This window comes from Vibrio sp. 1CM23M (assembly GCF_023161755.1).
Taxonomy (GTDB): domain Bacteria; phylum Pseudomonadota; class Gammaproteobacteria; order Enterobacterales; family Vibrionaceae; genus Vibrio; species Vibrio coralliirubri.
In genome coordinates, this window is record NZ_JALNTR010000002.1 from 319,164 (window position 1) to 339,517 (window position 20,354).

18 protein-coding genes are annotated in these 20,354 nt (G+C 43.8%); 14 read left to right on the plus strand and 4 right to left on the minus strand.

What is annotated here, in order from left to right; all coding sequences use genetic code 11:
• Window positions 1–81: 81 nt before the first annotated feature.
• Window positions 82–2,127, minus strand: coding sequence for a methyl-accepting chemotaxis protein (locus MSG35_RS06625; protein WP_048611030.1), 2,046 nt, complete (start codon window positions 2,125–2,127; stop codon window positions 82–84).
• Window positions 2,128–2,231: 104 nt separating this feature from the next.
• Between MSG35_RS06625 and MSG35_RS06630 the strand changes: the two genes are divergently transcribed.
• Entirely contained in the window at window positions 2,232–2,717 is a 486-nt protein-coding gene (locus MSG35_RS06630) for an NlpC/P60 family protein (RefSeq protein ID WP_050649097.1), read from the plus strand.
• A 108-nt stretch (window positions 2,718–2,825) separates the two neighbouring features.
• Here MSG35_RS06630 and MSG35_RS06635 read toward each other — a convergent pair whose 3' ends face one another.
• Entirely contained in the window at window positions 2,826–3,170 is a 345-nt protein-coding gene (locus MSG35_RS06635; protein WP_010440912.1) for a DUF3802 family protein, read from the minus strand.
• 586 nt (window positions 3,171–3,756) lie between these two features.
• Between MSG35_RS06635 and MSG35_RS06640 the strand changes: the two genes are divergently transcribed.
• Both MSG35_RS06640 and MSG35_RS06645 read left to right on the plus strand, forming a co-directional pair.
• Entirely contained in the window at window positions 3,757–4,623 is an 867-nt protein-coding gene (locus MSG35_RS06640) for a fructosamine kinase family protein (RefSeq protein ID WP_019823083.1), read from the plus strand.
• Between the two features lie 93 nt (window positions 4,624–4,716).
• Window positions 4,717–4,920, plus strand: a complete 204-nt coding sequence (locus MSG35_RS06645) for a CPXCG motif-containing cysteine-rich protein (protein ID WP_004733789.1) — start codon at window positions 4,717–4,719, stop codon at window positions 4,918–4,920.
• 186 nt (window positions 4,921–5,106) lie between these two features.
• Here MSG35_RS06645 and MSG35_RS06650 read toward each other — a convergent pair whose 3' ends face one another.
• Window positions 5,107–5,715: a riboflavin synthase gene (locus MSG35_RS06650; protein ID WP_050634348.1), complete on the minus strand. Its 609-nt coding sequence runs from the start codon at window positions 5,713–5,715 to the stop codon at window positions 5,107–5,109.
• Between the two features lie 161 nt (window positions 5,716–5,876).
• Between MSG35_RS06650 and MSG35_RS06655 the strand changes: the two genes are divergently transcribed.
• Complete coding sequence (locus tag MSG35_RS06655) at window positions 5,877–7,247, plus strand: MATE family efflux transporter (protein ID WP_048611045.1); 1,371 nt, start codon at window positions 5,877–5,879, stop codon at window positions 7,245–7,247.
• A gap of 100 nt (window positions 7,248–7,347) precedes the next feature.
• On the opposite strand, the gene MSG35_RS06660 is transcribed toward MSG35_RS06655, so the two are convergent.
• Window positions 7,348–8,190, minus strand: a complete 843-nt coding sequence (locus MSG35_RS06660) for a DNA ligase (RefSeq protein WP_048611046.1) — start codon at window positions 8,188–8,190, stop codon at window positions 7,348–7,350.
• 311 nt (window positions 8,191–8,501) lie between these two features.
• Here MSG35_RS06660 and MSG35_RS06665 point away from each other — a divergent pair, with 311 nt between their 5' ends.
• From MSG35_RS06665 to MSG35_RS06710, 10 genes are all read left to right on the plus strand, one after another.
• Window positions 8,502–8,831 carry an STAS domain-containing protein gene (locus tag MSG35_RS06665; protein ID WP_004733793.1) on the plus strand — a complete coding sequence of 110 codons (330 nt, stop codon included), beginning with the start codon at window positions 8,502–8,504 and terminating at the stop codon, window positions 8,829–8,831.
• Between the two features lie 62 nt (window positions 8,832–8,893).
• Window positions 8,894–9,730, plus strand: coding sequence for an OmpA family protein (locus MSG35_RS06670; protein WP_248383435.1), 837 nt, complete (start codon window positions 8,894–8,896; stop codon window positions 9,728–9,730).
• Window positions 9,727–11,826, plus strand: coding sequence for an SLBB domain-containing protein (locus MSG35_RS06675; protein ID WP_248383437.1), 2,100 nt, complete (start codon window positions 9,727–9,729; stop codon window positions 11,824–11,826). The genes MSG35_RS06670 and MSG35_RS06675 overlap by 4 nt, the downstream gene beginning before the upstream one ends.
• Window positions 11,826–12,515 carry a tyrosine-protein kinase family protein gene (locus tag MSG35_RS06680; protein ID WP_048612053.1) on the plus strand — a complete coding sequence of 230 codons (690 nt, stop codon included), beginning with the start codon at window positions 11,826–11,828 and terminating at the stop codon, window positions 12,513–12,515. Before MSG35_RS06675 ends, MSG35_RS06680 begins: the two co-directional genes overlap by 1 nt.
• Window positions 12,516–13,070: 555 nt before the next feature.
• Window positions 13,071–14,063, plus strand: a complete 993-nt coding sequence (locus MSG35_RS06685) for an ABC transporter substrate-binding protein (RefSeq protein ID WP_248383438.1) — start codon at window positions 13,071–13,073, stop codon at window positions 14,061–14,063.
• Between the two features lie 147 nt (window positions 14,064–14,210).
• Window positions 14,211–15,110 (plus strand): proline/glycine betaine ABC transporter permease, encoded by a 900-nt coding sequence (locus MSG35_RS06690; RefSeq protein ID WP_019823103.1) that lies wholly within the window; start codon window positions 14,211–14,213, stop codon window positions 15,108–15,110.
• Entirely contained in the window at window positions 15,103–16,335 is a 1,233-nt protein-coding gene (locus MSG35_RS06695; protein ID WP_050621343.1) for a glycine betaine/L-proline ABC transporter ATP-binding protein, read from the plus strand. Before MSG35_RS06690 ends, MSG35_RS06695 begins: the two co-directional genes overlap by 8 nt.
• Before the next feature lie 639 nt (window positions 16,336–16,974).
• Entirely contained in the window at window positions 16,975–17,379 is a 405-nt protein-coding gene (locus tag MSG35_RS06700; RefSeq protein WP_248383440.1) for an Hpt domain-containing protein, read from the plus strand.
• Window positions 17,380–17,602: 223 nt separating this feature from the next.
• Window positions 17,603–19,114, plus strand: a complete 1,512-nt coding sequence (locus MSG35_RS06705; protein ID WP_248383441.1) for a sigma-54 dependent transcriptional regulator — start codon at window positions 17,603–17,605, stop codon at window positions 19,112–19,114.
• Complete coding sequence (locus MSG35_RS06710; RefSeq protein WP_248383443.1) at window positions 19,095–20,201, plus strand: glycosyltransferase family 4 protein; 1,107 nt, start codon at window positions 19,095–19,097, stop codon at window positions 20,199–20,201. The genes MSG35_RS06705 and MSG35_RS06710 overlap by 20 nt, the downstream gene beginning before the upstream one ends.
• The last annotated feature ends 153 nt before the right edge of the window (window positions 20,202–20,354 follow it).

Sequence of the window (20,354 nt, forward strand, 5' to 3'; positions counted from 1 at the left end):
AGAATTATAAGAGCAGCTAGCGCTTCAACTTTTGTGCTGTTTGGCTTAACTCAGCACGCTCGTCTATTTCAGCACGCTCGTTTATTTCAGCACGTATTTGTGAAGCATAGCTTGTTGGTGCCCTGCTATCTCTCCGACTTGCTCTGAACTCTCGATCATAGATTCAAGTTGCAGCTTAGTATTCTCGCCCTGCTCAGATACTCGGGTGATTGAATGGGTTACATCGACAGTCGCACGAGCTTGTTCTTCCGTAGCCACCATGATTTGCTCAACACGCCCTTTGATCTGGCTCACCGCGAATTCGATTTTCTCGAAGGCTTGTCTTACATCGCCACTGGTTTGCAGTGCATTGGCCATCTCACTTCTCGATTCCGTTACAGAAGCACGTGAGCGATCTGCTGCCGCGACTAGTTCGTTCATCATGCTACGAATATTGGTGGTTTGCTGGGACGTGCCGCTCGCCAATTTACGCACTTCGTCTGCAACTACCGCAAAACCTCGACCTTGTTCACCTGCTCGCGCCGCTTCTATCGCAGCGTTCAGTGCCAATAAGTTGGTGTTTTCAGCGATACCACTGATCATGTCGACCATTTCACGAATCTGCTTAACTCGACCATCCAAGTCAGCCATCGACTCTTCACTCATGCTAAGAGATTGCTCAAGCGCTTGTAATCGTTGTTGGTTAAGGCCAACCACTTGGCTTCCATTCACTGACTCATCTTCTGCTATTTGCGCATCGTCGTTCGATGCGTTAGAGATACGAGCAATCTCACCAATCGATGCTTCTAGTTCAGTAATGGTGGTGATCATATTCTGAAGTGATTCGTTCTGTTCGTTCAAGCTCGAATTGGTTTGTTCTGCAGCGTCGTGGCTTACTTCTGCGGTTTGGTAAAGCGTTTCACAGTTGCGCGTGACCAAACGAACCGAATCAGCTGTGGAATCAACGACCGTATTGAGCTTTGAAGTAATAACTTGCAGCTCTAACGGCCCAAGCAATTCGCTCTGTTTAGAGAAGTCATGATCTGCCAGTGAACTCAACTGTTGAGTAATGTTTTTAAGCCCTTTATTCATCCAACGGCGTAACATGAACCATGAAATCACAATGATTACGGCAATCACTAGCCCGCTGATAAACAACACACGATCAATATTGGTGATGGTTTGATTTACAATCAGTTCACTTTCATCAATCAGATGGGAAGCGGTAGAAGACAGCTGATTCAATGTGCTAATGACGGTGTTCGCTAAGTTAATGACTTGCGTTAAGTTCTGCTCTTGCTGCTGAACCAGTTCGAGTTTCAAGAGGATTTGTTTGATTACGCCTTCTTCGGTAAAGCCTTCTTTCACCATCTCATAAGGCGCCGTCAAGCTCGCGAACTCAGCGATGTCTGGATGCCAATCGGCAAAATCGCTGTAAGCCAAGTTAAGGCCTGCGATTCGGTTTCTCAATTGACGGTATTCGTCTTGTGCTTTATCAATGTCAGATTGCATCATCAGCATCAAGAAGGTGTTCGCCATAGCAGACGCGCTGGATGTAAATCGGTTCGCGGCATCGCTCGCTTCTGGGTTGTCTTCAACCAAGAATGAGCTGATTCTATTCATTTCTGGTCCGATAGACCCAACGCCATAACGGAACTCACCCATTTTACTGTCGATCAGATTTTGCTTACTTTGAATTTCGATCTGCGCCAGCAGTACCGTGTTGGTCATGGTTTGCAGTTGCGCCATGTCATCGACAAGGTTTTGTTGTTGCTCTAAAGAGATTGCATCAGGAAAAGATTGGGAGATAAAAAGGAGTTCCTCTAGCGTGGTATTGCTCTCTGTCGCGAGTTGGTCAATTGAGCCCCTTGTGGCATTCAGTGTATCTAAGTCGGTTGATTGGGTGCTGTAAGTGAGAAGTTTTACTTGTTCTAATACGCTTTGCGTTAATTCGGCATTATGTAGAGCAAGGGGTAATGCTTGTTCCGAGAGTGCATCAAAATGTCCCCCGACCCGTTCAACGCCCCGAATGCTAACCATTGATAAAAAACTAACAAGTAAAAGAATGGAAATAAATACAGCAGTGACGGTTTGAATGAGCGAGAATGTATAACGTGAGGGTTTTATTGATAAATTTGTGTCGGGCATGTGAAATCCAGTTTGACTACGAAAAGAGATATCCTTAAGTTAGTTCGTATACTAGAAGTCCTTGATGACGTTTTTATTTCAGTTTTTTGTCAGAAGAGTTACATATGAAAATCAGAAAAATGGCTGTAGTTACAATAACTTTAGCAACATTGGCTGCTTGTAGCTCGTCACCATCGCCTTCTCAGCTTAGTCAAACCGCACAAAAACCTTTATCAAAGTCAGAACAATTGACTACAAACGCTTATATGAGCGTCTATGAACAGTGGAAAGGTGTGCCATACCATTTCGGTGGGACATCATTTCGAGGCGTAGATTGCTCTGCTTTTGTTCAAATCGCCGTGCAAAATGCGACTCAACAAGCCCTACCAAGAACCACAAAAGACCAGAGTAAAAAGGGAAAAGAAATTGCATATGGGGAAGCAACAAGCGGTGACTTGGTATTTTTCAAGACTTCGATGACGGTGCGACACGTAGGTGTTTATTTAGGAAACAACCAATTCCTACATGCCTCGACATCAAAAGGTGTCATTATTTCTAGGTTAGACAACCCTTACTGGGCATCCAAGTTTTGGCACTTTAGGCGTTTATAGCGGTTCGAAAGATAAACCGCTGAGCGAGGTAACTCTAGAAAGATACGACTTAAACGCCCGTTGTTATTTATGCTGACCAATTACGACAATAAGTGGATAAACAAACCGTTAGTCGTATTTAGCAACAGCAGTATCAAACAGGTTCTTCACTAACGCGATGTACTCATCAAGGAATACAATTTGTTCGTTAGTTGCTTTCTTAGCCCACACGCCCGCTAATACTTCACCAAGATCCGCTACTACGGCATCGGCTTCTTTCAAAAGCTGAAAACGAACGCTCGAATGCAACTCTGGGTTTTGCTCGAAAATAGCCATGATGTTCGTTGAAATCATGTCGGTAACAATGTCTTCGACACTTTCGTTTCCAGTATCACCATTACTATTGGTAAACACATCAAGGTTGAATGATAGGTGCTCGATTAAAGCCAAATAGCCATCGGTTTCTACAACCACAATAATTCTCCGTTTTAAGCTCTAGAGCAGATTAATACGTACTTGCCTAATACTATGTAAATGAAGCTATTTGTCATCACTTTATTGCCCAAAACCGCATTAAAATGATCCTAGTTAGTATTTCAGCCTAAATTTAAATCGATATAGGGTTAAGTGGTATACCTGCCTACTTGAGCCATAAGTAATTTCACGCCTAACAAAGTGTAAGACAAACTTTGAAGCAAAGTATTGCGCCAGTTAACAATAGCCCTTTCAACTTACTCTAAAAGCTCATTTAAATTGGTTGGTAGACAATAACAAGCTCAAACCACTTTTCCAGTTTGTGGCGTTCAAAACCGTTTCGATTGTGAGACCAGTTCCAAACTATTTCATCACGTCAGGTTTTCAATTTATGTTTGTATTTCAAAGAGCTTGAATCAGTTCGAGTTCACAATTCGGCCAATTGATTCTACGTAAGATGAAGAAGAGCTAAGAACATTGACGAGTGCGTCTATAAATTGTTCAGATTTATCCTAAACTATTGCTATTAAACAAACAGTATTTCTAACCTTCAATCTTTTTAACTTTCAGTCTTTGAGGATTTCCTATGTGGCAGGCCATTTCTCAACAACTTTCAGATACTCTTCTATTTAACTTTCAGATTACTGAACGTACCAAGGTTTCTGGTGGCGACATTAACGATTGCTATATGATCAGCGATGGTAATGAACGTTACTTTGTGAAAGTGAATCAGCGAGAATTTTTACCTAAGTTTGAAATTGAAGCTGAGAACTTACGCTTGTTAAGAGAAACCTCCACCGTTTACGTTCCTGAGTTGGTGCTTATTGGCAAAACCAAAGAGTGCTCGTTCATTATTCTCAATTACTTGCCGACCAAACCGCTCGAGACGGGCAACAATAGCTTCGATTTCGGCGTTCAGCTTGCGCAGCTTCATCAATGGGGCGAGCAAAAAGAGTTTGGTTGCGACCAAGACAACTATATCGGCAGCACACTTCAACCCAACCCTTGGCATAAGAAATGGGGTCGCTTTTTCTCTGAGCAACGCATTGGTTTCCAACTGCAACTGCTCAAAGAGAAAGGCATCGAGTTTGGTGATATTGATGACATCGTTGATGTGGTGAATATGCGTCTTGCTGGCCACAACCCTCGCCCTTCTTTGCTTCATGGGGATCTTTGGAATGGCAATGTAGCAAATTCAGCCTTTGGGCCAATCTGTTATGACCCGGCTTGTTACTGGGGTGACCATGAATGCGATTTGGCATTAACGGAATTGTTTGAAGGCTTTCCAAAAGAGTTTTATGAAGGTTACCAGAGCGTCAATCCACTCGACGTTGGCTATACTGATCGGAAAGACATTTACAACTTGTACCATCTTCTTAACCACTGCAATCAATTTGGCGGCGAATATTTAGCACAAACTGAAGCATGCATTCAGAAGATACAGGCCGTTTAATACCAATCACAGCGAGCTAAGTCGTTCTATAAAGCGACTACGATCTATACAAGCTACTACGATTGGAACAAGTTACAGTGAGGAGAATTCGCGATGCATAAATACACAGAGAAACATGTCTCCTGCCCCCACTGTGGGCATGCCATCAGCATAACGCTTGATGCTTCTAATGGGAGCCAAGATTTTTATGACGATTGCCCAGCGTGTTGCAATGCCATTCACCTCGACATGCAGGTAGATGAAGTAAGAGACAGGATTAATCTCTCGATTGATGCAGACGACGAACAAGTCTTCTAACACCTACTCTCTTGTCGAGTTGGATCTACACCTCTATTTAGAGCTACCCTCGATTTAGAGGCTAGCCTAGAAAAACACAAATACACACAAATAGAAAAAGAGCACTCAATGTGCTCTTTTTTAATGTCTTCGACTTTTACTTAGTCAACGCTTTTTGGGGCGAGTGCTATTGATAAACAGCTACTACTATTTCTGGTTTGCTAGTACGCGTTCAACAGTATCAACAATCGCTTGTGTTTGAGGATCAAACTCAATGTTTACTTGGTCGCCTACTTCACGGCCGCCAAACAGAGTACGATTCAGCGTTTCTGGGATTAGGTGAACAGAGAAACGGTTCTCTTCCACTTCACCAATCGTCAATGAACAACCATCAACGCCGATATAACCCTTACTCAACACATACTTCATTGATTCTTGAGGCAGCTCAAACCAAAGCGTGCGGTTGTTTTCTGTCTTAATCACATCAACGAGATTAGCCATCAGAGTAATGTGGCCAGACATGCTATGCCCGCCAATTTCGTCACCAAACTTTGCTGCACGCTCAACATTCACTTTGTCACCAACATTCAGCTGGCCTAAGTTCGTCAATCGCAATGTCGCTTGCATTAAATCGAAAGCAATCTGGTTACCTGAAATTTCCGTTACCGTTAAGCAACAACCGTTATGCGCTACTGAAGCGCCAATTGCTAACCCTTCAACCATTTCGTCAGTTAACTCAATGGTATGAGTTTGAAACAACTCTTTTTTGTTTATAGCAACCAGTGTTGCCATACCTTGAACGATACCTGTAAACATAAGATTCCTATTTAGCATTCTAATAACAGTTTTTCATAGCAGTTATTGTGACATTTCTTTATGATTCGTCCAGTGGAAGCTTAAGATCATTGTCTCTGATTCCTTCAGAATGTCCTTTCCTACACTATTATTCTAATTTTCCCTCTTATTTGGAGTTGTTTGTGCATCGTTACAAAGAAGAATCCTCGAATCTAATCAAACTTGCGACCCCAGTATTGATCGCATCTGTTGCACAAACTGGAATGGGTTTTGTTGATACCGTAATGGCCGGTGGCGTAAGTGCTATCGATATGGCGGCGGTTTCGATTGCAGCAAGTATCTGGCTACCATCAATCTTATTTGGTGTCGGTCTATTGATGGCGTTGGTTCCTGTCGTTGCACAGCTGAATGGTTCTGGTCGACAAGTCAAAATTCCATTTGAGATTCAACAAGGTGCGTTTTTAGCGCTCGTTATCTCTCTTCCTATCATTGGCGTACTGTTCCAGACACAATTGATATTGGAGTGGATGGACATTGAACAACTCATGGCAGAAAAAACCATCGGCTATATGAATGCGGTGATGTTTGCTGTACCTGCGTTTTTGTTGTTCCAAACATTGCGAAGCTTTACGGATGGAATGTCTTTAACTAAGCCTGCAATGGTGATTGGTTTTATTGGCTTGCTATTAAACATCCCGCTGAACTGGATGTTCGTATACGGAAAACTTGGTGCTCCTGCTCTGGGTGGTGTTGGCTGTGGCGTGGCAACGGCTATTGTCTATTGGGTTATGTTTGCATTGCTGTTCGCTTACGTTTTAACATCAAAGCGTTTGGCGAAAATCAACATCTTCGGTACGTTCCACAAGCCTCAACTTAAAGCTCAAATCCGTCTGTTTAGACTTGGTTTCCCAGTAGCGGCCGCTATCTTCTTCGAGGTAACTCTGTTTGCGGTGGTTTCTCTGTTAGTTGCACCATTGGGTTCATTGATTGTTGCCGCGCACCAAGTCGCGATCAACTTCTCTTCGCTAGTCTTCATGATTCCAATGAGTATCGGTGCAGCCGTGAGTATTCGTGTTGGCCATAAGTTAGGCGAAAACAACACCGAAGGCGCTAAGATAGCGACACACGTGGGTATCATTGTTGGTTTAGTTACAGCCTTAATGACAGCGGCGTTAACGGTTCTGTTTAGAGAGCAGGTTGCATTACTTTACACAGAGAACACCGCGGTAATTACCGTTGCAATGCAGTTGCTGTTGTTCGCGGCGGTTTATCAATGTACTGACGCCATCCAAGTTATCGCTGCAGGTGCTCTGCGTGGCTACAAAGACATGCGTTCAATCTTCAACATCACCTTTGTGGCTTACTGGTTGCTTGGTCTTCCTATCGGCTACATCTTGGGTATGAAAGATTGGATTGTTGAACCTATGGGTGCGCACGGTTTCTGGATTGGTTTCATTGTCGGTCTAACATCAGCAGCGATTATGTTAGGTATGCGCCTACACTGGATGCATAAACAAGACGACGACGTACAGCTAGAGTTTAGTTCGCGCTAGATTTGCACTCACTAAGTCGGTCTATCTGATTTCGAATACAAAAAAGAGCTCTGATTTTCAGGGCTCTTTTCGTTTAATGGTCAGGTAGGTCGTATCTGCCTTAATATTCACTCTTCTCTCGAACAAAGCGCGCAAACTTGGGTTTTCCGTTTTGAGTAAAACCATTGTAGCGAAAGGTAATACGGCTGCCGATCTCTGGCGGTGCGAGTCTCATTTGGTCACTGAACCCGCTGCCGATATAAAATTCCACACCCTCTTCTGTGTGAACCAAAATTGAACCCATCATCCCTTTATACTTCCCTGTACCTCCCTTGTAGCCAATAACCGTGGCTTCGGCATCATGATGCCTTTTAAGCTTTAACAAATCATTACTTCGGCCTGCTTGATAACGACTGGTGATCTTTCTAAGCATCAAACCTTCGCCATTACGCTCATCGACATTATCAAGTTGATGAAATAAAGCCTCTTCACTGTGAATTGGTACATGTTCTATGTAGCCGACATGAGATTCTCCAATCACGCTTACCCAATGCAAAATGTTGTAATAGCGCTTTTGATAATCTCCTGCGGCGCCGGGCATATCAAACAGCATGAAATCGATTTGGCGCCATGCTGTGTCACTCGGCGTATGGTCGAGAACGGTAGATTGAACGAGATGGAACTTGCCTCTTCCTGCCCACAACTCTCCTTCGAGATGGACCTTAGGCAAGTTTTCAGTAAACCACTTAGGTGAGTAAATGCGATTGCCATTGCGTGTATAAAGGTGCTGCCCATCCCATAGAGCCCGAATCCCATCAAGTTTTTCACTCTTCCAGTATTCAGAAACATCTATGCCTTGCTGGTAGGAGTTTGCAAGCACCAAATGGTCAGGAGGCAAATAGGATGAATGAGATGAAAGCGAACACGCCCATAGAGTGGCTAAAGCCAGTTTGGTTAATCTCATCATCTGCTCCGTATTAATATCTGTAGTGGTCAACAAATGTCTTTAATCCTAAGCGCTCTAACACGCAGTTAGACAATCTTTGGCAGAAGATGCGATCCACTCATCAACCTTATCTAAGCCTTTCATTTATTCATTAAATTAATGACTTATAACTCTCATATGTTCCGCCGTTTTTAGTTCTCATATTGAGAAACGCCTTTTCTCAATATGAGATGGGAATTTGCACTAAATATAACTCATTGAAAAATAACAACATAAAAGTTGGCACATTCAGTGCAACTGTCCATACATACTAAAGAGGAGTTATCGCTATGGAACTACGTAAGATTGATTTGAATACAACGACACTGACGCTTTCTATCTTCGGTGATTTGGATGCAGCAGGCAGTCGTGATGCACAAACAGACATCGATGATGTGATTTCTAACGATGGCCACCCTGAAATCGAAGTTGATTTTAGCCAAGTTGAGTTTTTAGATTCATCTGGTGTTGGCGCGATTGTTTATATGTTCAAACGTCTGACTGAGCGTGAACGCAACATGCGACTTGAAAATGTGACTGGTCAGCCTCTTGAAATTATGAACCTACTACGTATTGGCCACGCTATCCCAGTAAATTCAAAAAATCCTACAAATTCATGAAGATCCACTAAGCTAGAAGTAACAAAAAATAATAATAAAAATTAGAAACATAGGACGTTGGCATGAAAATACTGAAAAACTACATAGCCCTTTCTCTGTCCGCTCTCGTTCTGGGTGGCTGTACTAGCTATCCTGAACAAGGCACAGGGGGGTTGGCTGAAAGTTATGATTCTATCAACTATCAAAACTCAGACTTCTCTCCTGTCATGCCAGACGAGCCACTTGGTCCAGAACATGGATTACGCTTTGATTGGCAGCTCGCTAAATTGCACCTTGATGCTTTGATCCAAGAAGGCGCTCGTTGGTGTTTCCCCGCTGCTGTTGTTCAAGCAATCGAAAAGCAAAATCGTATTGCTCGTGAACTTCAAGGTGGTCTACTACTGGATGCAGCCAACGACTTAGTGATCCAAAGAAAACGCCTAAATGAACTTGAAGTCCAACTGGATTACGTAACCTCTCAAGCCCGCTGTGAGCCACCAAAAAATGAAACCCAATTTAGAATGCAACTGTCAGTTATCGAACAGTTGTATGACCTGCTTAATGTTGATAACCAATTCGCGGAAGATTCGATTGAAGTAAACCCGAAGTACATGGGAAGACTTGCGGAAGCAACCAGCCTACTGAAAGAACACAAATCTCTAGACCTTGTTGTTACCGGCCATGCTGATGCGACAGGTACCGAAGAATACAACGATAAGTTAGCACTTGGACGAGCGAAACAAGTCGAACGCTACCTGACTATATTTGGCCTAGGCGCTCAACGAATCAAAGCCGTCTCTGTAGGCGAAACCGTCCCTCTTTTTGAAGGCGAATCTGACGGCACACGTTTAACGAACCGCCGAGTGAGTATCGAAATTATCTCGCCTAATAATGCGGAGAAAATGGGAGGTGGACTATGAAATCCTTAATCGCTTTTATCATCACCCTATCGTTATGCTTTGCGAATGTCGTCAATGCTAACGATGAGTTTTCAGACGCGGTTCAAGTCGGTGACCTTATCCAAGTTAACGTACCCGGTGAAAGTACCTTAAACACGGGGTTCCAAGTGGATAAGCGTGGCCGTATTACCCTTCCTGAAGTAGGCGCTGTGTTTGTTGCAGGTTACGACAGTGAGCAGCTTAACAAAGTGGTTCTAGAGTCTCTGGCAACCGCTTATAAAGATCTTTCGAACGCTTCAGTGTATGTAAAAGAGCAGCAAATCATCATCTACGTGCAAGGTTATGTAGAACAGCCTGGCGAATACACGCTCGCGTTAGGTTCTAGCATCCAAATGGCACTTTACGCTGCGGGTGGTTTACGTCCGGGCGCGCAATTGGATAAGCTTATTCTAAAGCGAGGCGCAGATAAGAAAGAGTTTAACTACAAACGATTCCTTGATTCAGGAGACGAGTCAACATTACCTACTCTGCAATCACTGGATTCATTGTTCGTTCCAGCTTCTCCATTAGTCGGTAATATCGAGCAAGAGTTCGATGCAGCAAAGCTTGCTAACTCAGGCGACAGTGCTGACTCTCGAAATTCAATTAAAGTGTTTGGTGAGGTAAACGCACCGGGTTCGTTCACTTACAAAGAGAACACCGACCTTGTCGACGTACTTATGCGTTCAGGCGGTGTCACTCGTTATGCCAGTGTTGAACAAATCCGAGTAATCTCAAACAACACCCCAACACTGTTCAACCTAAAACGTTACTTAGATTCTGGTGACGAAAGTCTGCTTCCAATTTTACGCCCGGGTGCGACAATTTTCGTTCCAAAGCAAGAAGAAGAGATCAAATCTGGCGCAAACATGGTTTACGTGATGGGTGAAGTCGCAGCACCTGGTGCTTTTGAAGGCAAAAGAGACGCGACCTTTATGGATATATTGGCTAATGCGGGTGGCCCGACTCGATTTGCAGAGTCACGACAAATCCGAGTCATCAAAGCCGATGGCAGAGTGATTAAATTCGATTTAGCGGCTTACACCGAAGGCTTACCTAACTCTAATCCTCCTAACATCAAGGCTGGTGACGCGATTTTCGTTCCCGAGAAAACCGACATGAACGAGAAGTCTTGGTTGAAAATTACGCCAGACCGAGCAGTTAACGTGATTGGTGAGGTAAATCGACCTGGTCGTATTGAATGGTCAGACGAAATGAACTTCATGGGATTACTGGCACACGTCGGCGGCCCTACACTACGCGCTGACACATCGAAAATTGAAGTCGTGACTGGTAGAAAGTTGGTTGTATTTAACCTTGATGATTTCATTCGAAATGGCGCGCCACGTGACCAAATGCCACAAATTCGCGCGGGTTCTATCGTGCGTGTTCACGACTTGCCACAAGATCCTTCGGACAATAAATCACAATGGGTTCGTCAAAGCTCTGATGCTTCGATCTACATCTTTGGACAAGTGAATGCGCCCGGTCGTTACCGCTTCACCAAAGACATGCACTTCCTTGATATCTTGTCTGCGGCTGACGGTCCAACAAAGGATGCTGACATCCACAACGTTCGAGTAACGCATCGTGACAAAACCTATTCGCAAGTAAGCAAACTTAACTTATCACTATACTTCGAAACCGGTGACGAATCGTTACTGCCAAACGTAACCACTGGCGACACGATTTACATCCCAGAGAAAGGCAAAAACTGGTTAGATACACCGAAAGAAGAAACTGTTCGTGTACTTGGTGCGATTAACAACCCAGGGCGTTATGTGTTCAACGACAACATGACCATTCTAGATATTCTGGCAGAAGCGGCAGGCCCTACCGACAATGCTTACGTAGAGAAAATTACCATCGTAAATATGTCTTGCTGCCAAGGTCAGGCTCGTACTTTTGACCTTGTAGAGTTCAGTAAAACGGCGAACATTTACAACCTGCCGGTGCTACGCGCTGGTGACACGATTTACATTCCAGACCGTCGCGAAAGCTTTATTGAAAAAGCACGTGTCGGACTTGATGACATACTGCGTATCACCACCACCATCGTATTAATAGGAGCTTTATAATGACTATTTCAGCGACCCATGCCGAAGTCGAGCAACTGTATTTAGCTTCTGAACTTAACGGCCAAAAATCAATATGCGTGACCGCCTGTCATTCAGGTGACGGCGTAACATCTATTGCAACCGCACTAGCTGAGCGTTTTCTTCTTGCGGGTCATTCAACACTTTATGTTGATCTCAACTTATTCAACCCTGCTTTCAAAGATTTGAATATGCTAGAAGATAATCAGCAAGGTCAATTGATTGAACATGTTGAATCTCAGCGTACGTTTATCGGTGTCCCTGCTCCACAAGTTGCTTCAACGCAATTGGCTTATAAAGATCCGACAACGTTACAAAAAGTGGTCAACAAATGGTTAGAGAAATACGACAGAGTCATCATTGATACCTCACCGCTTCTCAACATAAACAAAGGCAACATTCCGGCGCAGTCTGTGGCGAGCGCTTGTGACAGTACATTGATGGTTGTCGCCTATGGTGAAACGTCGACTCACCACCTAGAACAAGCGAAAAAGCTGCTTGATGCACAAAGCATCAACCTAATGGGCTGCGTGATGAACATGAAACAAAAGCCTAGCTTTGCACAAGAGTTGGTCAGACAAATCAATCGAATGAAATTCATCCCCGTTAAGCTTCGCGATAGCTTGGCAAACAAGCTGTATCAAAATGAGTTTTTGAACCTTCCGATGTAACTTTCTTTTGCTACTTTCTGGCTGTCATTGAAACCATGACAGCCACCTATCCTATTAGACTTCAAGCCCCGACAGCTCTGAATAAATCAAAACCAAATTGGGTATTTTTGGCGAAATTATTATTAAAAATAAGATTTTAAAAACCATTCAACGCATTTCACACACGTCAATCATGGTCTTACCACCTTTAAATTCCTTCAAAAATCAACAGCCCCACGCCTAACTTTAGCGGTAATGTGACACAGACGGTTAAAGTGCCATGTAAATCGCATCAAAGATGGAATTCGTACGATTATTCCCTAAGATTATAAATAGAGGTGGTTTTTGACGAATTTGTAATAGTTTGACAAAGTTATCCGATGGCTGTTGAAACACAGTGGATGAATTGGCAAATCACACTTCACTGACTTTGCACGTTTATCTATTCAAACTTCACCCATCCCTCCTTCTGCTCAAATGGTTCAAATACACGGAAAGGATCACCGTCGAGCAATTTAGATAATCAATTTACCTTGGTTACCTTAGTTGTATTATTAAAGAGAAAGGAAACTCAATATGAAATACAAGTTAAGCTCCGTATTTTTGTTAGTAGCAGCAGCCAGCGGTAATGCTAACGCTGGAGAATGTGGCAGCGTAACAATCGCAGATATGAACTGGAACTCTGCAACACTGATCGCCAATATCGACCAATTCATCCTTGAACATGGTTATGGGTGTGATGCTGAACTTATCCCTGGCGACACTATGCCAACAGGCACATCTATGATCGAAAAAGGCCAGCCTGATGTTGCACCTGAACTTTGGAGCAACAGCTTAAAAGACGCATTAGATAAAGGTGTTGATGAAAAACGTCTTCGCTACGCAGGTAAAGCACTTGTGAACGGCGGCGAAGAAGGCTTTTGGGTTCCAGCTTACCTAGTTAAACAATACCCTGAAATGGCAACCATCGAAGGCGTACGCAAGAACGCTAGCTTATTCAAACACCCTGAAGACCCAGATACATCTGCATTCTACAGCTGCCCTGCAGGCTGGAACTGTCAGATCAGCGCCGGAAACCTGTTTAACGCTCTTGAGCTAGAAAACAGTGGTTTCACGATTGTTGATCCAGGCTCGAGTGCCGGCTTATCTGGCTCTATCGCAAAAGCTTATGAACGTGAAGAAGCTTGGTTTGGTTACTACTGGGCACCGACCGCTGTTCTAGGTAAATACGACATGGTTAAAGTCGACTTTGGCAGTGGCGTTAATGAGCAAGAGTTCCTTAACTGTACCACCAAAGAAGATTGTGAATCGCCAAAAGCGACCATGTACCCGCCTTCACCTGTTCACACGATTACCACTGAAAGTTTTGCGTCACGCGCACCTGAAGCGTACGACTACTTTACTAAACGTGGTTTCACGAACGACAAAATGAACTCGCTACTTGCTTGGATGGAAGACAACCAAGCTGATGGCGAAGAAGCGAGTCTGCATTTCTTGAGTGAATTCCCAGAAGTATGGCACCCATGGGTTTCTGAAGAAGTGGCTAAGAAAGTTGAAGCAGAGCTGTAAGTTCCTGATTTAATAACAAGTAATTACGCTTCAACAATAAAACAGAAATAACGTCGCTATACTTGATGTTATTCATGATTCGGAGCCCTTTTCATTAGCGATTTTCTTATCGCATAGACAAGTGGCTCCGAACTATAAGGATATAAAATGGCTGACAGCAATTGGTTATCAAGCTTTCCAGAGATGGAACGCGGTGATTTACGAACCATAAAAAAGACGCTAGATGGCGCATACCGTGAATTTTCCCGTGAATACGGTGAAATGATTGAATCTCTCTTTGACCCTCTTCTTTCATTCCTTGTTTGGTTTGAAAAACTCCTTATCTCAACACCTTGGATTATTGTCCTTGCCGTGTGTACCAGTCTTGTCTACGCAGCAAGCCGTTCTTGGAAACTGGCTTTAGGTTGTGTTGTTTCTCTACTTCTCATTGGTTACTTTGGAATGTGGGAAGACACCATGCGGACGCTCAGTATCATTACTGTGTGTACCTTGGTTTCAATATTCTTGGGCATTCCGATCGGTATTGCGATGGCTCGTTCAAATCGAGCTCAGTCAATTGTTACGCCGATGCTCGATATCATGCAAACCATGCCTGCATTCGTTTACTTGATTCCAGTGGTAATGCTACTCGGCATCGGTAAGATTCCAGGGCTAATCGCCGTGGTTATCTACGCGATTCCACCTGTGATTCGTTTAACTAACCTAGGCATACGCCTAGTCGATAAAGAAGTCCTTGAAGCCGCTACCGCATTTGGTGCGAGCAAAAAGCAACGCTTATGGGGTGTCCAACTTCCTCTAGCAATGCCAACGATCATGGCGGGTATCAACCAAACCATCATGATGGCGCTGTCTATGGTTGTTATCGCTTCCATGATTGGTGTTAAAGGCCTAGGACAACCGGTTCTCAAATCGATTACTAACCAGTACTTCACATTAGGCTTGATGAATGGTTTCGCCATCGTTGCCCTCGCAATCCTTTTTGACCGCGCTTCACAAGCGTACGCAAGAAGAACTAATGCGCATTTAGGAGGATTCAAGCATGACTAAACCATTGATTGAAATTAGTGGTCTGTACAAGGTGTTTGGACCGAAACCAATGTCTGTTATGAACCGAGTTCAAAACGGCGAACACAAAGATCAGATTCTTGCGGATACGGGTCATACCGTTGGTTTGAAAGAGATCAACCTTGAGATTAACCGTGGTGAAATCTTCGTTATCATGGGGCTTTCTGGCTCGGGTAAATCGACGCTGATTCGCCACTTCAACCGTTTGATTGACCCGACTCAAGGTAAGATCATGGTTGAAGGCATTGATGTGATGAGCCTCAACACTAAACAACTAGAAGAGTTCCGCCGTCATAAAATGTCGATGGTATTCCAACGCTTTGGCTTAATGCCTCATCGCACTGTGGTTGAAAACGTTGCGTACGGGTTGGAAGTACAAGGCATCAAAAAAGAAGACCGTTTAGCGAAAGCCAACGAATGGTTAGAAACGGTGGGCTTGAAAGGTTACGGCAAGCAATACCCAGCGCAACTTTCAGGTGGTCAGCAACAACGTGTTGGCCTTTCTCGCGCTCTGTGTACTAACGCTGAAATCTTGTTAATGGATGAAGCCTTTTCGGCACTCGACCCTTTGATTCGAAGTGAAATGCAAGATCAGCTTATCGAACTTCAAGAGAAGCTTCATAAGACGATTGTTTTCATCACTCATGATCTGGACGAAGCACTCCGTCTAGGCGATCGAATCGCAATTTTGAAAGACGGCGAGTTAGTGCAACAAGGCACACCACATGAGATTCTGCTAAATCCAGCCGATGATTACGTGGAAGCGTTCGTGAAAGACGTAAACCGTGCTCGCGCATTGACCGTTGAAACCGTTATGCAGCCTCCTCTCTATCGAATCACATCAGAAACGATTGAAGGTGCTCTGGCACAAATGAAGATGCTTAAAAACGATTACGCTTATCACGTAACGGATGACGGCTATCAAGGCCTAGTCACACAAGAGAGCCTACAAGACGCCGTTGAAGATTCATCGGTACATGACTTTAGTGATGAGATATACGAAGAAGTCCCTGCCATCTTACCTGATGCGGTGATTGAAGAAGTGCTACCCGACACAATGTCTTGTGACTACTCTCTTCCGGTTGTTGATGAAGACGGTAATCTAAAAGGTGAACTAGAGAGAAGCGCTGTTGCTGATATCTTCTCAGAAAGTAGCGAGGAAGAAGTAGAAACCGACCCAAAGCCAAAGATAGCTAAAGCTTCGTAGTTCTACTTTTCGTGATTTAAAGCACGGCTGTTTAAATTACAGTTGTTTGGATTATCGCTATTTAGATTAGCCTAAACTTCATAAACAGCTCTAAGACCACTGCTGTTAATTCACCGCAGTGGTCTTTTTTATTTGTATCGGGCTCGTTTTCTTCTGAGATCTACCCGCACCTTAGGCTTTATAGGCACCTAAGTTTATATTTCACAAGAGAAAACAAAATAAAATCAGTCCGTTAGGTTTGTCACAAACCCAGTAGCAAGATGAACGAGATGCCAAATAAATGCTCTATTTGTACGGCAACCAGTTGAAATTATTCTAAAAAATGACTAGAACTTAATAGGGGCTGTTGGCCTTTCGAGCTGAGTTTTGCAGCATCTTGTGGGAAATTAATACAAGGAAGAGGCTTTGACGTGTAGCTGGCCTACATGAAAAGTCTCTAACGCAGTAGAAATGAACCACAAGGGCTGCCCGAAGGGTTCAGCTAAAATCGTTTTATGCTTTGTTGAAGAATATTTACTTAGAATGGCTACACACACTTCGCCGCGCCTAAAACGATTTTATCTCGAACAAAACTTAACCACGAAAGGTCAACAGCCCCTTTACCAACAGATATTAAGCTCAACAAAAGGACTTAGTTTGATGAATTCTACTTTAGCGTCAGACGCAGCTACAAATCTAAACTCACAACAAGTGAGCGAGCTTGTCGATGAAAGTGTTCTGGAGCAAATGATTCGCGATACCAGTGCGGACATTATCCCTATCTTGATCGACCATTATGTCGAAGAATCACAAACACGCTTGGTAGCCATAAAAGAGGCTGTCACGCAGAAAGACGCTCAAACACTAGAGTTCGAGGTCCACACTCTCGGCAGCACGGCGCTTTCATTAGGTAATCGTCCTTTGGGTGAATTAGCTCGCGCTTTAGAAAAACAATGCTTAGAACAGAGTCATGATGCTGCATTTCGACAAGTTGATGAATTACTAGAGCTCGCAGAGCGTTCAGTAAAAGCCTTGCTTGAAAGGAAAGAGGCAGGCTTCAGCTAGCTTTGCATGCTCATTATCAGTATCAGATTAAAAACTCAAAACAGTCGTTATTAATATAGTCGCCATAAGATGTGCTCCATCATGAACAGCAATGCGAGAAGTTATACAGGCCGCATCTTAAAAGATTGCATGCGGTAGATAACAAATACACAAGACTCGTATTGATGGTTGCATATCACTATGTTATTGATTGGTTAGGATAAAGTTTCAAAAGGAATACACAATGCGCCCTAAGGTATTGTTAGTTGAAGACTCCACCTCACTCGCCGTACTCTACAAGCAGTACGTAAAAGACGAGCCCTATGATATTTTCCACGTCGAAACCGGCGCGGAAGCTAAGACCTTCATTGAAAGGCACTCTCCACAGCTTGTGATTCTCGACCTTAAACTGCCTGACATGCCAGGCGAAGAAGTCTTAGATTGGATTAGTGCGAATGAAATACCGACCGCAGTCATCATCGCGACAGCGCATGGTTCAGTAAACATTGCTGTAGACCTTATCCAGCGCGGTGCAGAAGACTTCTTAGAGAAACCCATTCAAGCCGATCGACTCAAGACTTCTGTTCGCTTACATCTAAAAAGAGCGAAACTCGAAAACCTTGTCGATAACATGCAAAGCAAGTTCGATCGTGACCGATTTCATAATTTCATCGGCTCTTGCCTACCTATGCAGGCGGTTTACAAGATCATTGATTCGGTAGCACCAACCACTGCCAGCGTGTTTATTAACGGCGAAAGCGGTACCGGTAAAGAAGTGTGTGCGGAAGCTATTCACCAAGAAAGTCAGCGTAATGGTAAACCTTTCGTGGCTATTAACTGTGGCGCTATCCCGCGAGACCTAATGGAGAGTGAAATCTTCGGCCACGTTAAAGGTGCGTTTACCGGTGCGACAACCGACCGTAAAGGTGCAGCGATGCAAGCGCATGGCGGCACCCTATTTCTCGATGAGCTTTGTGAAATGGAACTGGAGATGCAGAAGAAGCTCCTACGATTTTTGCAAACCGGTACATTTACCCCACTTGGTGGCAACCGCGAGATTAAAGTGGATGTCAGAATTATCTGTGCAACCAACCGCGATCCACTGGTTGAGGTAGAAGAAGGACGCTTCAGAGAAGACCTTTACTATCGTGTTCACGTTGTGCCTATCGAAATGCCACCGCTTCGTGAACGAGGAAGTGACATCGTCACCCTGTCTAATCACTTCTTGAAGCTGTACGCGAAGCAAGACAAGAAGAAGTTTAAATCAATAGACAAAGAAACGCAGAAACTACTTAAACGTTACGTTTGGCCAGGCAACGTGCGTCAGTTGCAAAACATCATCCGTAACATCGTGGTGTTGAACAATGAAACGAGCGTGACTAAAGACATGTTACCGCCTCCGATTAATAAAGTAGATGCGGCTCCATCATCTAAATCAGTGACACCAATTCGAGTAACTGCGCCTCAACCTACTGTTGTTGAAGCACCAGAAGCTAAGTTGCCACCGATTACTCCGGAAGAGTTGGAGCAGTCGTCAGAAGTCCCAACTAACAACGACCCGATGACACCCGCATTTACCACAAGCGACGGTGCTATTCGTCCAATGTGGCAAATAGAACGTGAAGCCATTCAACATGCCATCAATCATTGCGATGGGAATGTGTTAAACGCTGCTGTGCTGTTAGAACTTAGCCCTTCTACTGTTTATCGTAAGAAACAGGCTTGGGAATCGGAAGATGAGTACAATCAAGCCTAGCCAAGGTGTACTCAATGTAAACCTTCACGAGATTTGGCTGTTGATCGACAGCCAAACTTTTGGAGGTATAGAAACGCATGTTTTAGAATTAGCACAAGGCCTGATATCTGAAAGCGCTCAGTATTCAGAGGCTGTTCGCATTGTTCTTTTGACCAAGTTTAATCCTGAAGCGATCATCGTTGAAAAGTTGAATGCGCTGAACATCCCTTTTAGTTACCTCTCCGATTTAGCCTCATGTTCTGCAGATTCAAATGGCAATAGCGCGACACAGCTTAAACGTGCAGTTCAACATTATCAGCCAAGGCTTATCCATGCTCATGGTTACAAAGCCAGTTTGGTCAGCAAGTTAATCAAGCTTCCACCTCGTTTCAACAACACAAAGCAAATCACCACTTATCATGCAGGTGAAACCCCAACAGGCAAAGTATGGCTTTATGATTGGCTCGACCGTTACAGCAGTTTTCTTTCTGATCAGTCGCTCGTGGTCAGTGAAAAGATTAAAGCGAAAGTGCCGAGTCAAACCCATCAATTGAATAACTTTGTTAAAGTCCCAACTGGGTTAACAAACTCCCGTTCATCAAGCCCATTCCATGTTGGTTTTGTGGGGCGATTGAGCCATGAAAAAGCGCCTGATCGATTTGTTACATTAGCCAAACAGTTTCCTGATGTTCGGTTTGAGCTTTTTGGTGACGGGCCAGAAATGGACATCTTAGTTAAATCGCCGCCTGATAATGTGACCTTTCATGGGCATCAGACCAATATGGACGACGTCTGGAGCCAAATCGATCTGTTAATCATCCCTTCTCGCTTTGAAGGCTTACCTATGTCGGCATTAGAAGCCATGATTCGTGGCATTCCCGTTCTCGCCACCTCAGTTGGTAACTTGCCTCAACTCATCGAGCATCAAGTTAACGGCTACCTTGCAAATTCAGAAGCTGAGCTAGAACAGTTTTTATCTTTGTGGATGTCATTGACGAGCGAGCAACGTGACTCTCTCAAGAGTCACGCGATAGAAACCGTGAAAAACCAATACTCTCCACAAGCCGTTGTCCCGCAGTTGTTGGAAATCTATCAACTCGAGCGTTAATACTCGTCTTAGTAGACAACTGGTTATTTGGGCTTAATGATTTAAGTACTTTAGTCAGTTTTATACTGATTCTCAAAATGACAAAACTCACCTCAAGGCTACGCCCTCACTTAATAATCCAACATTAAATCAGTAAGTTAAACAAAATGCATA

Excerpts from the sequence above, each read along its gene's own strand:
- MSG35_RS06690 (WP_019823103.1), top strand. The coding sequence starts at position 14,211 with ATGGCTGACAGCAATTGGTTATCAAGCTTTCCAGAGATGGAACGCGGT.
- MSG35_RS06645 (WP_004733789.1), top strand. The coding sequence starts at position 4,717 with ATGCATAAATACACAGAGAAACATGTCTCCTGCCCCCACTGTGGGCAT.
- MSG35_RS06710 (WP_248383443.1), top strand. The coding sequence starts at position 19,095 with ATGAGTACAATCAAGCCTAGCCAAGGTGTACTCAATGTAAACCTTCAC.
- MSG35_RS06670 (WP_248383435.1), top strand. The coding sequence starts at position 8,894 with ATGAAAATACTGAAAAACTACATAGCCCTTTCTCTGTCCGCTCTCGTT.
- MSG35_RS06650 (WP_050634348.1), bottom strand. The coding sequence starts at position 5,715 with ATGTTTACAGGTATCGTTCAAGGTATGGCAACACTGGTTGCTATAAAC.
- MSG35_RS06700 (WP_248383440.1), top strand. The coding sequence starts at position 16,975 with ATGAATTCTACTTTAGCGTCAGACGCAGCTACAAATCTAAACTCACAA.
- MSG35_RS06625 (WP_048611030.1), bottom strand. The coding sequence starts at position 2,127 with ATGCCCGACACAAATTTATCAATAAAACCCTCACGTTATACATTCTCG.
- MSG35_RS06665 (WP_004733793.1), top strand. The coding sequence starts at position 8,502 with ATGGAACTACGTAAGATTGATTTGAATACAACGACACTGACGCTTTCT.
- MSG35_RS06675 (WP_248383437.1), top strand. The coding sequence starts at position 9,727 with ATGAAATCCTTAATCGCTTTTATCATCACCCTATCGTTATGCTTTGCG.
- MSG35_RS06685 (WP_248383438.1), top strand. The coding sequence starts at position 13,071 with ATGAAATACAAGTTAAGCTCCGTATTTTTGTTAGTAGCAGCAGCCAGC.
- MSG35_RS06705 (WP_248383441.1), top strand. The coding sequence starts at position 17,603 with ATGCGCCCTAAGGTATTGTTAGTTGAAGACTCCACCTCACTCGCCGTA.
- MSG35_RS06680 (WP_048612053.1), top strand. The coding sequence starts at position 11,826 with ATGACTATTTCAGCGACCCATGCCGAAGTCGAGCAACTGTATTTAGCT.
- MSG35_RS06640 (WP_019823083.1), top strand. The coding sequence starts at position 3,757 with ATGTGGCAGGCCATTTCTCAACAACTTTCAGATACTCTTCTATTTAAC.
- MSG35_RS06660 (WP_048611046.1), bottom strand. The coding sequence starts at position 8,190 with ATGAGATTAACCAAACTGGCTTTAGCCACTCTATGGGCGTGTTCGCTT.
- MSG35_RS06695 (WP_050621343.1), top strand. The coding sequence starts at position 15,103 with ATGACTAAACCATTGATTGAAATTAGTGGTCTGTACAAGGTGTTTGGA.
- MSG35_RS06630 (WP_050649097.1), top strand. The coding sequence starts at position 2,232 with ATGAAAATCAGAAAAATGGCTGTAGTTACAATAACTTTAGCAACATTG.